Here is a 13,703-nt window from a genome sequence, read left to right on the forward strand (position 1 = left end):
CTACACACCCGTTTAAAAGAAGGTGAAAAAATTGAAGCAATGGACGCAGATTATTTCAACGATATTCGCAGCATTCTTTTTCTTAACTATTACTACCAGTGTACAAGCCAATACAAACGGAGAAGAAGAGAGTCACATAAACTTGGATCCGCAACAAATAGTGGATTCACAAATTGAATCACTTAAAATGGACGAGCTTAAAAAATATTGGGAAGACATTATAAATGAGTATGGTGGGTTTCTTCCTGAAAGTCAGAAAGGAAGTCTTTACGATTTCATTAAAGGAGAGAAACATTTCTCCATTAAGGAATGGTTTTCAGGATTTGTAAAATTTTTGTTTCATGAATTTATTGTAAATGGAAAATTACTTGGAACTCTTATTATGCTAACGGTTTTCTCGATGTTTTTACAATCTCTACAAAATTCATTTGAAAATAGTTCTGTCAGTAAAATCGCTTATTCAATAGTGTTTATGGTGTTAATTATTATTGCATTAAATAGTTTTCATATTGCTATTCAATATGCTAATAACGCAATCAATACCATGATTTCTTTCATTCTAGCGTTGATTCCACTTTTGCTTGCTTTAATTGCCTCATCAGGAGGATTAATATCAGCAGCATTCTTTCATCCAGTCATTCTATTCCTCATGAATACAAGTGGACTTTTAATCCAATATATCATACTGCCATTACTGTTCCTTTCGGCCGTTCTAAGTATTGTTAGTACACTAACGGAGCATTACAAAGTGACACAGCTAGGAAACTTACTAAGGAACTGGAGTATTGGTTTACTAGGTTTATTTTTAACTGTTTTTCTAGGAGTACTATCTGTACAAGGAGCATCTGCTGCTGTTACGGATGGAATCACCATTCGAACTGCTAAGTTTATTACTGGAAATTTCATACCGGTAATAGGGAGAATGTTTACCGATGCAACAGACACAGTGATTAGCGCATCTCTTTTATTAAAAAATACGGTTGGAATAGCCGGTGTGGTCATTCTACTACTAATCGTTGCATTCCCTGCAATCAAGATTTTAATGATTGCGTTCATATATAAATTTGCGGCAGCTATCTTGCAGCCACTTGGTGGAGGTCCTGTGATTTCCTGCCTCGATATCATTAGCAAGAGTATTATTTATATATTTGCTGCATTAGGAATTGTTTCACTTATGTTCTTCCTAAGTTTGACCGTAATTATTGCAGCTGGAAATTTAACGATGATGGTTCGTTAAGGAGGGAGAACAAATGGATTTTTTAAAAGAATGGATTACCAATATTATACTCTTTGTTCTACTTGCAACCGTCATCGATATGCTTCTCCCCAACTCAAGCATGCAAAAGTATACGAAGATGGTGGCAGGACTGCTGTTAATTGGCATTATTTTATCGCCTGTTTTAAAACTAGTTTCGAATGATTTTGAGACGGCGCTAGCTTCAATCCCTGGAATAAAGAGTTCTGAAGAAAAAAATATGGAAAATTTAATAGAATTGCAAAAAAAAGAAATACAAGCCTCCCATCGTGCATATATTTTAGAACAGATGGCTGTCCAACTTAAAAAGGACGCAGAAGAGGAGTTGATGGACCAATACGGATTAGAGATTGCTGACATTGATCTTATAGTGGACGAGAGTAGCAATAGTGATTTTCCAGATAATCTGAAATCAATCGTCGTTCATCTGAAGGATCCAGGAAAAGAAGCCGAAGCTGTAGCAGTGGTCAAAAAGGTTGAAATTAATACGAAACAACCTCTCCCTTCAAAGGACCAGGAAGATGAAAATTCTAAAAAAATTGCTTCTCTTCTTTATGAAAAATGGGATGTTCAACCAGCTAATGTTGAGATTGTAGTAGAAGGGGGGAACACTTAAGCAATGGATAATGGAAAAGGCCCAATCACATGGCTTAAAAATCTCTTTTCAAAAGAGAATCAGTCCGATAAAAAGGCCGGAAAGTATCAGTATTTAATTCTCGTCTTATTATTTGGTGTAGCCATCATGTTAGTTAGTAACTCGTTTTTTAGTGATGAAACAACAAATGCCAGCTTCCCCGTTTCAAGTGAAACGAATGAGAAAGCTGAAACCGTTGAAACCTTTGGGCAAAAAAGTTCAGGTGGATCTGACATCATCTCTGCATATGAAAAGCATTATGAAACCCAGTTAAAAGAGGCTCTAGAAGGAATAACTGGTGTAAGCAATGTGATGGTTGTTGTCAACGTAGATGCAACGGAGAGAAAGATTCTAGAGAAAAATGTAATTACTAAATCCCAGAATACGGACGAAACGGATCGTGAAGGTGGTCAAAGGAAAGTGGAAGACCAGTCGAAAGATGAACAACTCGTGATCGTCCGAAATGGTGAAAAAGAGGTCCCGATTGTGTTAGAAACGAAAAAACCTGAGATTCGTGGTGTTCTCGTTGTCGCAAAAGGGGCAGAGAATATTCAAGTGAAAAAGTGGATTATTGAATCGGTCACTAGATTACTAGATGTACCGAGTCATAGAGTTTCAGTAATGCCAAGAAAATAAAAGGGGGAATTATAAATGTTATTGAAAAAGCAAACAGTTTGGTTATTAACAATGTTAAGTTTAGTAGTGGTATTGTCGGTGTATTACATTACTTCACCAGAACAAAAAGGTAGTGATTTCGCTGCTGTACAAGAAGAAGGAAAAGAGAAACAAGATCAAGAAACAGCATCAACTGAAACAGAAGATGGCGAAGCAGTGATCTCTAGCACAGCTAGCGACGAAGTATTCGAGTCTTTACGTTTAAAGTTAGATGAAGAGCGCAGCAAAATGAAAGAAGAGTTAACAGCGATTGTAGCTTCAACGGATTTACCAAATGAAAAACGTAATGAAGCATATGATAAAATTCAACATTTAGATGATGTGACACAAAAAGAAAGTTTACTAGAAACTTTAATCGTTGCTATGGGTTATGACGATGCATTAGTTCGTGCTGATGGTGAGAAAGTTCTAATTACGGTAAAAGCGCAAGAGCCATCTGCTTCAGCAGCTAACGACATTATCCAACTAGTAAGAACGGAAATGGGCAACCTTCAACCAGTTGCTGTAGAATTCCAAGCTAAAAAATAATGAATATGAAAAGTAAACGGAAAGCACTCAGCGGCTTTCCGTTATTTTTGTTGTATCTTTAATAGATTATCTACTGAATTTTGAGCTTTTGACACTGAAGTGAACAATAATTCATGCTGATTGGTTTGGAGTCCAACAGTTGATGCTAATTCTTGTAATGAAGCACTCGCTTGTTCAATAACCGTACTAAATTCATTAATGGATGTTCCAATCGACGTAGACGATTGATAAATTTCATCTGTAAGCGACCCATATATAGTAATATCCTCTTTTAATTGATTAAAGGTCCTTTGAATTTGCGTAAAAGCTTCCTGTGTTTCTACTGCTAATTGTAAATTGTGCGTGATTTTTTCTCCCGTTATATTCACGTTTTCTTCCGTTTGTCCCATGTCAAGCATCACATTACCAAGATTTTCAGAAATTTGGGTAGCTGTCATCCTTGTACTATCTGCCAGTTTTCTTACCTCGTCAGCTACAACCGCAAATCCCTTTCCGCTTTCTCCAGCCCGTGCAGCCTCAATCGATGCATTCAGTGCTAAAAGGTTGGTTTGATCGGCAATATCTTGGATTGTCTTAGCAAATAGAGAGGTTTCCTTTACAAGATTGGATAATGAATGCATATAGTCATTCACTTTTTTCATATTCTCAAAGGAAACGGACAGGTCTTCTTTTAATGTTGAAACAAGCTTTTCACCGTCATTCGTTACTCTCTCGGCTAAAAGAGCGTCATCATGGAGTTTGTTTACTAGCTGATTGGTTTTAGTAACGACTTGATTAGATTTATCCAGAGATTGAGTAATTTCAAAAATAGCATCCGATTGTGACTGGATACCTGAAGCAATCTCCCCTATTGATTGATTCATTTCATGAGAGGATTGGACATTTTCATGGCTTTTTGTTTTTACAAAATCAATTAAGCTGGAAAGATTTATTGTACTTTCTTCAACTGTCTGTTTTGTCTCTCTATCTTTATAAAGAAGAAGCTCGGTTTCTTTTTGAGCAGAAACAATATTCTCCGATAATTTTTTTGATATGGCGAGTTGAAAGGATAATAACACAGTAACTAATAGATATAGTAAGTAGATAGTCACATAGTTCTTAGTTTCTAATGGCAATACTTCATGATGGAAAGAAGTAAATAATGTGATTAAGACAAAACCTAGTATAGAACCTAACCAAAGGACCAGTCTTTCCATATAAATCGCAGAAGTTGCAATAATAAAATAAACTAAGAAGTAGGCAGTTGGTGACACTGTGTTCTCCATAATGATATAGATGACTATAGCTACTATGGAGATAGCAAGATAAGGTATAACTGAAGTTAGTTTCTTTAAGTAGTGTAGGGTGGCGATAATACCAACACCAATCCCCCCACCAATCACGATAGATAAAATTACGGCAAGCTCTTTTTTCATGGCAATATCAACCATTGTAGCCAGGATAACGCTTACAAAGGTTGCTTTAATAACCAGTGAATTTTTCCTGATTAAATCTTCCTGTTTTATATCTTCAATAGATTTCAATATATTTCAACCTCCTCTAGAAAATACTATTTCGATATTACAAATCAAAATTCCTTTAATAGAAACAGGTTTTATTTAGTTTTTACAGTGTTTTTAGAGTTTTTTGAAAATTAAGCTGGTAAAAAGTACACAAAAAATTCAAAAAAATTTAAATGATTTTTAGAAAGAAATGTAGAATTATATATTAGTCAAGCACTAAGGAAGTTTTGATGTATTCCTATTGAACTTTTATAAGGTCTTATCGTATGATATTAGTATCTAGTGCTAAAAACGAGAAACTACAAGGGGTGCCAAAAATGTTAAAAGTACAAGAAATCCGAGAATTGATTAAGCTTGTTGATCAATCTAGTCTAGATGAGTTTGTTTACGAATTTGAAGGTTCTAAGATAAAAATGAAAAAGAATGTTGCAGGAACTGAAGTAGTAACTAGACCTGCTGTTCAGACTGCTGTAGTTGAACAAACGCCTCAACCACAAGTTGTTGTTCCAGCTGCTGTAAGCCAAACAGCTCCTGTTGAAGAGAAACAAGCAGAGCCAGTTAAAGAAGTAAATGTGGATACATCTAATTTACATAAAATTACTTCACCAATGGTAGGAACATTCTATCAGTCTCCATCACCAGATTCTGATGCTTATGTAAAAGTAGGTTCAAAAGTTTCGAAGGATGCTATCGTATGTATCGTTGAAGCAATGAAGCTGTTTAATGAGATTGAAGCAGAAGTAAATGGGGAAATTGTTGAAATTCTAGTTAAAGATGGCCAATTAGTTGAATACGGACAACCACTATTCTTAGTTAAACCTGAATAAGGAGCGGTTTTTAAATGATAAAAAAACTGTTAATCGCAAATAGAGGAGAAATTGCTGTACGTATCATCCGTGCGTGCCGCGAGTTAGGGGTTGAATCTGTAGCGGTTTATTCAGAAGCTGATAGAGAATCATTACATGTTCAGCTAGCTGATGAAGCTTACTGTATTGGACCAACTGCATCAAAGGATAGCTATTTAAATTTTACCAATATTATTAGTGTTGCTAAGTTAACGGATTGTGATGCTATCCATCCTGGATATGGATTTTTAGCGGAGAATGCTGATTTTGCTGAGCTTTGCCGTGAATGTAACATTACATTTGTAGGGCCAACACCTGAGGCAATTAGTAAAATGGGGACTAAAGATATTGCACGTGAAACGATGAAAGAGGCTGGCGTACCAATTGTTCCAGGTTCTCAAGGAATTATTAATCATATAGACGAAGCGATTGCTTTAGCAAATAAAATTGAATACCCTGTTATTATTAAGGCTACTGCTGGTGGAGGCGGTAAAGGTATTAGGGTAGCTCGTAATGAACAAGATTTAATTAAAGGAATTAATATTACCCAACAAGAAGCATTAACTGCGTTTGGTAATCCAGGCGTATATATTGAAAAATATATAGAAGATTTCCGCCATGTTGAAATTCAAGTGCTAGCTGATAATTTTGGAAATACTCTTCACTTAGGTGAAAGGGATTGTTCAATCCAAAGAAGACTTCAAAAATTATTAGAAGAAACGCCTTCACCTGCTCTTGACGGGGAAATTCGTGAGGAAATGGGAAATGCTGCAGTTAAAGCAGCTAAAGCAGTTGATTATACAGGCGCTGGCACGGTAGAATTTATATATGATTATCGCAATCGTAAATTCTACTTCATGGAAATGAACACTCGTATACAAGTGGAACACCCTGTTACAGAAATGGTTACAGGAGTAGATCTTATTAAAGAACAAATTAAAATTGCATCTGGAGAAAGATTACTTCTTAAGCAAGAAGAAGTTACTTTCACAGGCTGGGCAATTGAATGTAGGATCAATGCAGAAAACCCTGAGAAGAAATTTATGCCTTCTCCAGGAAAAATAGAAATGTATTTGCCGCCTGGTGGTCTAGGAGTAAGAATAGATTCAGCAGCATACCCTGGTTATAGGATTCCACCGTATTATGATTCCATGATTGCGAAAGTCATTACGTATGGAAGTAGTAGGGAAGAGGCAATTTCACGTATGAAGAGAGCTCTAAGTGAATTCGTAGTCGAAGGAATTCATACAACTATTCCATTCCATTTAAAATTGCTTAGTCATGAAAAGTTTGTAGAAGGGCAATTTAATACTAAGTTTTTAGAAATGTACGATGTAATGGGTACTGAAGAATAATAGGAGGTGCTTTCAATGAGCGAAAATAACATCTTGGAAATGAGCCAAGGAAACACAGGCCTTGGTAAAGTGGAAATTGCTCCAGAAGTAATTGAAGTTATTGCAGGTATCGCTGCTTCTGAAGTAGAAGGAGTTTCTCAAATGAGAGGAAACTTTGCTTCAGGTGTTGTAGAGAGACTGGGCAAGAAAAACCATGGTAAAGGTGTTAAAGTAGAACTTACTGAAGAGGGCATTAAAGTGGACGTTTACTGCTTAATGAAGTTCGGAGTATCTATTCCTACTGTTGCACAAAAGGTTCAAGATAATATCCGCCAAGCACTTTTAAATATGACTGCACTTGATGCAGAAGAAGTAAATGTTCATATCGTAGGGATTCAATTTGAAAATCAAAAGCAAAACGAAGTAGAATCAGACCAAGAAATGTAATTTTCCTTAAGCCAAAGACATAAGTATCGTCTTTGGCTTTTTTATATTGCAATAAGCCCAAATTTCTAAAAATGTGTGTGTTTCATCAAATAATTGGACAGATTGAAAATATACTATTTTAAAATTAAGATTGAATATTAAATTATTTACGATTAAAGTGCGTTGAATCCTTCATTGTGCTATTATCAGTATGGATTAATTATTGGCTGTAACTATAAATACATAATTTAATGTTAACCCTATAAAAGTTGCGTCACTAAAAAGCAGATAAAGAATTATTATGTAGAAGGAGTATTAATAGAATGAAAAGAAGAACAGCGAGAGAGAAAGCATTACAAGCTTTATTCCAAATTGAAGTAAGTGAGATCGAACCAAAACAGGCCGTGGTAAATGTGCTTGAAGACCAACCAGGTGATAACTATTTAAATAAATTAGTTTTGGGTGTCATGGATAATCAACTGACGATTGATGAGGTAATAAAAAACCATTTAGAGAAATGGACTATTGAACGTTTAGCAAATGTTGATCGCAATTTATTAAGGCTAGCTGTTTACGAACTGCTTTATTGCAAAGAGGAAGTACCAGCAAACGTTGCTATTGATGAAGCTATTGAGATTGCAAAAATTTATGGAGACGAAAACTCAAGCAGATTTATCAATGGTGTCCTTTCTAAAGTTAAATTCCTCTAAATGGACCTAAGGGGGGAAACGGGATGACCGCAACATTAATAGATGGTAGAGAAATTGCTAATAAAAAGAAAGAATTAATTGAAAAAGAAGTAGAAAAGTTAAAAAAGCAAAATATTGTCCCTGGACTTGCTGTTATTCTCGTCGGGGATAATCCTGCATCAAAGACGTATGTGACAAACAAACGTAAAACCTGTCAAGAGTTAGGTATGCATTCAGTTTTGATTGAATTGGAAGATACGGTTTCTGAAAGAGAATTATTAAATACCATTCAAGATTTAAACATAGATGCTTCCATACATGGGATTCTTGTGCAACTTCCACTCCCAAAACATATTAATGAGAAGAAAGTAATTGAGACAATCATACCCGAAAAAGATGTTGATGGATTCCACCCTATTAATATTGGGAGAATGATGACTGGACAAGATGCATTACTTCCTTGTACACCATTTGGAGTCATGGAGATGCTAAAAGAAATCAACATACCGGTGGAAGGGAAGCATGTTGTTATTGTAGGGAGAAGTAATATTGTCGGAAAGCCTTCTGGACAATTGTTTCTTAATGAAAACGCTACGGTTACATACTGTCATTCAAAAACCATTCATTTAAAGGAACATACGAAAACAGCGGATATCATTGTTTCTGCTGTTGGTAAAGTCAATCTAATCACAGCAGACCATGTTAAACCGGGGGCCATTGTCATTGACGTTGGAATGAATCGAGACGAAAACGGTAAGTTATGCGGGGATGTTGCCTTTGAGGAAACAAGAAAGGTCGCTGGATATATTACCCCTGTACCAGGTGGAGTGGGACCAATGACTATTACGATGCTTATGTATAATACGGTGAAAGCAGCAAAATTACATACTGAAAAACTAAACAATCTATAATTGAACTTGATTGCTGTCCTGAATCTATTATGTAAACGGAGCCTATTCGAGCAGTATCCTAGCGTGACGAATGGCAGCTCTTTTTTTATAATAGAAGGGACAGTTTTTTGTTTTTAATAAACGCATTCTTTTTAAGGAGTTAACTATGATAGAACAGCGTTATTTAAGTGTTCAAGCATTAACTAAATATATTAAAAGAAAATTTGATGCTGATCCTCATCTTCAAGATGTTTTAGTGAAAGGTGAAATATCAAATTTCAAACAACATTCTAGCGGACATATGTATTTTACCTTAAAGGATGAAAAGTCGAGAATTTTAGCTGTAATGTTTTCGAGCTACAATAAAAATATGAAATTTTCTCCTGAGAACGGAATGAAGGTTTTAATAAGGGGAGAAATTTCTGTCTACGAATCAAGTGGACAATACCAAATCTATATTAAAGAATTACAGCCAGATGGAGTCGGGGATTTATATTTAGCTTTTGAACAGTTGAAAGAGAAATTAGAAAAAGATGGTCTATTCTCTTTAGAGTATAAAAAGCCGTTGCCAAAGTACCCAAATACCATAGGTGTCATTACCTCCCCAACAGGTGCTGCTATTCGAGATATTATTACAACCATCAAGCGACGATATCCTATCGCAAATATTCTCATCTTCCCTGCACTAGTTCAAGGAGATCAAGCTGCTCCGTCCGTTGCAAGAGCGATTGAAAAGGCAAATGAGTTAGGTGAAATTGATGTTCTAATAGTAGGTCGTGGTGGTGGTTCCATTGAAGAACTTTGGGCTTTTAACGAAGAATTGGTTGCTCGTGCAATCTTTGCTTCTAGGACCCCTATCATATCTGCGGTAGGTCATGAAACCGACTTTACAATTGCGGATTTCGTTGCTGATTTAAGAGCACCAACACCAACCGCTGCAGCGGAGTTGGCTGTCCCCCATATGGAAGAGATGTTGGAAAGAGTACTCACTAGGCAAACGCGACTCATAAGAGTAATGAAAGAAAAATTTAATTTTCAATCCGATCGACTTGCAAGGATCCAAAAATCTTATGCTTTTAGATATCCTCAAAGATTATACGAGCAAAAGTTAGAACAAGTTGATAAGTTATCAGAAGGACTAGTACGTGGTGCAAAGAAAAACTTTGAAATAAAGCAAGAGGAGTTTAGACATCTTCACAGACGGGTGGAGAGAAGTCATCCTAAAGGTCTATTGGATGAGGCTAAATTAAAACAGGAAAAATTAGAAAAGCAATTGAACCGGTCACTCACTAATCGATTATTAGATAAACAAAAGGATTTCGGTCGTGTCTTAGCTACTTTGGAGGCATTAAGTCCTCTCAAAATTATGGACCGTGGATATAGTCTTGTTTATGGTGAAGAAGGTAAGCTTGTGAAAAGTGTTGAGAACGTTAAGGATAACGAGCTTATTGAAGTACGGCTCGCAGATGGTTCGCTGACTTGTAAAGTAGAAGAGATAAAAGGAGAGGGAAATAAATGAGCGTAGAAGAAAAGCTAACTTTTGAAGAAGCTATGAAAAAATTAGAAGTAATAGTAGATAAGCTAGAGGAAGGGGATATCCCATTAGAGGAAGCCATTTCGATCTATAAAGAAGGAATGGAACTATCAAAGCTCTGCCACGATAAACTTAAAAATGTGGAGGAACAGCTAACACAAATATTAACAGAGGATGGACGTAAAGAAAATTTCTCCATTGGAGAGGAGGAATAAAAGGATGAACGATACTTTTGTCCCCTTTTCAAACAAACACAAGATGTTAGTGGAAAATCAATTAAGAGAAAGTGTGAATCGATTAAAGGCACCTTCTGTTCTAAAAGAGTCTATGCTTTATTCGTTAGAAGCAGGTGGAAAGAGAATTCGACCATTACTTTTGTTTGCAACATTAGAAGCATTTGGAGAGCAAACGGAAAAGGGCTTACAAACTGCAGCTGCAATTGAAATGATTCACACATACTCACTTATACATGATGATTTGCCAAGTATGGATGATGATGACCTGCGTAGAGGTAAGCCAACAAATCATAAAGTTTTCGGTGAGGCTTTTGCTATTCTAGCGGGAGATGCCTTATTAACACATAGTTTTCAACTGATAGCAGAAACACCAGAGAAATTTGCAGGTGCGGATGTAAAAATGAAACTAGTTCTGGAACTGGCAAAAGCGGCAGGCGCTGAGGGAATGGTTGGCGGTCAAGTCGCTGATATGGAGGCTGAAGGAAAGCTTCTTACATTAGAAGATCTAGAATATATTCATATTCACAAGACGGGTAAGTTGTTATCGTACAGTGTAATGGCTGGTGCTATTTTGGCAAACGCAAATGATAAACAAGTGGAGCTACTAACAGCATTTGCTCATCATCTTGGCCTAGCATTTCAAATTCAGGATGATATTTTAGATTTAGAGGGGTCAGAAGAAAAGATTGGCAAACGTGTAGGAAGTGATGAGCAAAATCAAAAGAGTACGTATCCTGCGCTATTAACGATGAATGGAGCCAAACAAGCTTTAAGTCAACATATTGACATGGCTAAATCTTCTTTAAAACAAACGGGTCTAGACACTGCGGTGCTTGAGGAAATTACTGATTTAGTGGCTAGTCGTGATCATTAAATCTAAATTTTGTTGTATCTAGTTTGTTAAAACTCATCTATAACAGCCCAAAGAAAAGTATAATTTGAGGCAAATTCACACGTGTGATATACTTTTTAGTAGGGAGGAAATGAATCCTCCTTTTTATACATATCAACCAAACTTGCCAATACGACCTGAGTGGAGTGTTAAAATGCCGTTATCACTTTTGTGTTAGCGGCTCTTTTATCATTTTTAATCATTTTATACTGTGCTAAACTAATAAGCTACATTGGCATTTGGAAAATCCTTTGTAATAAGGTAGTCTAGAGGTAGTATAATTGAAGAGGCAACTTTTACGGATTAATAGATAAATTAGAACGAGACAACGTACCAATTAGAAATGAAAGTGAGTGGTCCTAACATGGATCTTTTATCAATTAAAGACCCTTCCTTTTTAAAAAAGTTGAATAATCAAGAACTAGAAGCTCTCAGTGAGGATATTCGGAATTTTTTAATTGAAAAACTATCAGCAACAGGGGGCCATATCGGACCAAACCTAGGTGTTGTTGAATTAACGGTGGCACTTCACAAATGTTTCGATAGCCCGAAGGATAAAATTTTATGGGATGTAGGTCATCAATCTTATGTACATAAAATTTTAACAGGAAGAGCCTGTGAATTTGATACATTAAGACAGTATAAAGGATTATGTGGTTTCCCTAAAATGGTTGAGAGTGAGCATGATGTATGGGAAACAGGACATAGCTCCACTTCTCTATCAGCTGCTATGGGTATGGCGATTGCAAGAGATATCAGGAAGGAAAAATCTCATGTTATCCCGGTAATTGGTGATGGTGCTTTAACGGGTGGTATGGCTTTAGAAGCGCTAAATCATATTGGTCACGAAAAGAAGAATATGATTGTGGTTTTGAATGATAATGAGATGTCCATAGCACCGAATGTAGGGGCTCTTCATAATGTTCTCGGAAAACTCAGAACAGCTGGTAAATACCAATGGGTAAAAGACGAATTAGAAATGTTACTTAAGAAAGTTCCTGCAGTTGGCGGCAAATTAGCTTCAACAGCAGAAAGGCTAAAGGATAGCCTTAAATATATGTTCGTATCAGGTATGTTTTTTGAAGAATTAGGATTCACCTACCTTGGTCCAGTGGACGGTCATAACTATGATGATTTATTTGAAAACCTTGCTTATGCAAAGAAGACGGAAGGTCCTGTACTTCTTCATGTTATAACGAAAAAAGGGAAGGGCTACCATCCTGCTGAATCGGATAAAACGGGAACTTGGCATGGAACAGGTCCTTATAAAATAGAAACAGGTGATTTTGTTAAACCAACTACTACGCCTCCACCAGCTTGGAGTAAGTTAGTAAGTGAAACGGTAAGACGACTGGCTCGCGAAGATGAAAGAATTGTTGCCATTACGCCAGCTATGCCTGTTGGGTCGAAGTTAGAGGGTTTTGCAAGTGAATTTCCTGATCGTATGTTTGACGTAGGAATTGCTGAGCAACATGCAGCTACAGTGGCTGCAGGTTTAGCGACACAGAAAATGAAACCTTTTTTAGCAATCTATTCAACATTTTTACAAAGGGCTTATGACCAAGTGGTTCATGACATTTGTAGACAAAACTTAAATGTATTTATGGGAATCGATCGTGCAGGACTTGTAGGAGCAGATGGTGAGACACATCAAGGTGTATTCGATATTGCATTTTTACGACATGTTCCTAACTTAGTTCTGATGATGCCGAAAGATGAAAATGAAGGTCAACATATGGTTAATACAGCTATTAAATACGATGATGGACCAATTGCTATGCGTTTCCCTAGAGGAAACGGACTGGGTGTTCCGATGGATGAGGAGCTAAAGACTATACCGATTGGAACTTGGGAAGTTCTTCGAGATGGTGAAGATGCGGTCATTTTAACATTTGGTACGACGATACCGATGGCAATGGAAGCAGCAGAAGTTTTAGAAAAACAAGGGTATTCTGTCAAAGTGGTAAATGCACGTTTCATCAAACCACTTGATGAAGTGATGTTAATCGATTTATTTGGTATGAATGTACCCATTCTTACAATTGAAGAAGCCGTTCTTCAAGGTGGTTTCGGAAGTTTTGTATTAGAATTTGCCCACGATAAAGGCTATCACCATGCTGAAATAAAAAGTATGGGAATACCAGATAAGTTTATTGAACATGGTAGTGTTAAAGAGCTATTAAATGAGATTGGATTAACAACGGAAAATGTTATTCATAATGTAAAAACAATGGCTCGAAAAAAACAAAAAAGGGCTTAAATG

14 protein-coding genes are annotated in these 13,703 nt (G+C 36.5%); 13 read left to right on the forward strand and 1 reads right to left on the reverse strand.

Features of this window, described 5'->3' with window-relative positions:
• The first annotated feature begins 31 nt into the window (after window positions 1–31).
• The 4 genes from spoIIIAE to SM124_RS04720 are packed head-to-tail and all read left to right on the forward strand — an operon-like array spanning window position 32 to window position 3,092.
• Window positions 32–1,237 (forward strand): stage III sporulation protein AE, encoded by a 1,206-nt coding sequence (gene spoIIIAE / locus SM124_RS04705; RefSeq protein WP_322445125.1) that lies wholly within the window; start codon window positions 32–34, stop codon window positions 1,235–1,237.
• Between the two features lie 13 nt (window positions 1,238–1,250).
• Entirely contained in the window at window positions 1,251–1,871 is a 621-nt protein-coding gene (gene spoIIIAF / locus SM124_RS04710) for a stage III sporulation protein AF (RefSeq protein ID WP_322445126.1), read from the forward strand.
• Between the two features lie 3 nt (window positions 1,872–1,874).
• Complete coding sequence (gene spoIIIAG, locus SM124_RS04715; RefSeq protein WP_322445127.1) at window positions 1,875–2,525, forward strand: stage III sporulation protein AG; 651 nt, start codon at window positions 1,875–1,877, stop codon at window positions 2,523–2,525.
• Window positions 2,526–2,540: 15 nt separating this feature from the next.
• Entirely contained in the window at window positions 2,541–3,092 is a 552-nt protein-coding gene (locus SM124_RS04720; RefSeq protein WP_322445128.1) for a SpoIIIAH-like family protein, read from the forward strand.
• Window positions 3,093–3,133: 41 nt separating this feature from the next.
• Here the strand turns inward: SM124_RS04720 and SM124_RS04725 are convergent, their stop codons facing one another.
• The gene (locus tag SM124_RS04725; protein WP_322445129.1) at window positions 3,134–4,615 is read right to left on the reverse strand and encodes a methyl-accepting chemotaxis protein; all 1,482 of its coding nucleotides are present in this window, start codon (window positions 4,613–4,615) and stop codon (window positions 3,134–3,136) included.
• 296 nt (window positions 4,616–4,911) lie between these two features.
• Here SM124_RS04725 and accB point away from each other — a divergent pair, with 296 nt between their 5' ends.
• The 9 genes from accB (at window position 4,912) to dxs (ending at window position 13,700) form a co-directional block, all read left to right on the forward strand.
• Window positions 4,912–5,421: an acetyl-CoA carboxylase biotin carboxyl carrier protein gene (accB, locus tag SM124_RS04730; RefSeq protein ID WP_322445130.1), complete on the forward strand. Its 510-nt coding sequence runs from the start codon at window positions 4,912–4,914 to the stop codon at window positions 5,419–5,421.
• 14 nt (window positions 5,422–5,435) lie between these two features.
• On the forward strand, window positions 5,436–6,794 hold the full coding sequence (accC, locus tag SM124_RS04735; RefSeq protein ID WP_322445131.1) for an acetyl-CoA carboxylase biotin carboxylase subunit: 1,359 nt from the start codon (window positions 5,436–5,438) through the stop codon (window positions 6,792–6,794).
• 15 nt (window positions 6,795–6,809) lie between these two features.
• Window positions 6,810–7,220 carry an Asp23/Gls24 family envelope stress response protein gene (locus SM124_RS04740; protein ID WP_322445132.1) on the forward strand — a complete coding sequence of 137 codons (411 nt, stop codon included), beginning with the start codon at window positions 6,810–6,812 and terminating at the stop codon, window positions 7,218–7,220.
• Between the two features lie 302 nt (window positions 7,221–7,522).
• A complete protein-coding gene (nusB, locus tag SM124_RS04745) occupies window positions 7,523–7,909 on the forward strand; it encodes a transcription antitermination factor NusB (protein ID WP_322445133.1) in 387 nt (128 codons plus the stop codon).
• A gap of 23 nt (window positions 7,910–7,932) precedes the next feature.
• Entirely contained in the window at window positions 7,933–8,799 is an 867-nt protein-coding gene (folD, locus tag SM124_RS04750) for a bifunctional methylenetetrahydrofolate dehydrogenase/methenyltetrahydrofolate cyclohydrolase FolD (protein WP_322445134.1), read from the forward strand.
• A gap of 145 nt (window positions 8,800–8,944) precedes the next feature.
• Window positions 8,945–10,297, forward strand: a complete 1,353-nt coding sequence (xseA, locus tag SM124_RS04755) for an exodeoxyribonuclease VII large subunit (RefSeq protein WP_322445135.1) — start codon at window positions 8,945–8,947, stop codon at window positions 10,295–10,297.
• On the forward strand, window positions 10,294–10,527 hold the full coding sequence (locus tag SM124_RS04760) for an exodeoxyribonuclease VII small subunit (RefSeq protein WP_322445136.1): 234 nt from the start codon (window positions 10,294–10,296) through the stop codon (window positions 10,525–10,527). The genes xseA and SM124_RS04760 overlap by 4 nt, the downstream gene beginning before the upstream one ends.
• Before the next feature lie 4 nt (window positions 10,528–10,531).
• Window positions 10,532–11,422 carry a polyprenyl synthetase family protein gene (locus SM124_RS04765; protein WP_322445137.1) on the forward strand — a complete coding sequence of 297 codons (891 nt, stop codon included), beginning with the start codon at window positions 10,532–10,534 and terminating at the stop codon, window positions 11,420–11,422.
• A 382-nt stretch (window positions 11,423–11,804) separates the two neighbouring features.
• A complete protein-coding gene (dxs, locus tag SM124_RS04770; protein ID WP_322445138.1) occupies window positions 11,805–13,700 on the forward strand; it encodes a 1-deoxy-D-xylulose-5-phosphate synthase in 1,896 nt (631 codons plus the stop codon).
• Window positions 13,701–13,703: the final 3 nt, after the last annotated feature.

This window comes from Robertmurraya mangrovi, from assembly GCF_034427655.1.
Lineage (GTDB): Bacteria > Bacillota > Bacilli > Bacillales > Cytobacillaceae > Robertmurraya_A > Robertmurraya_A mangrovi.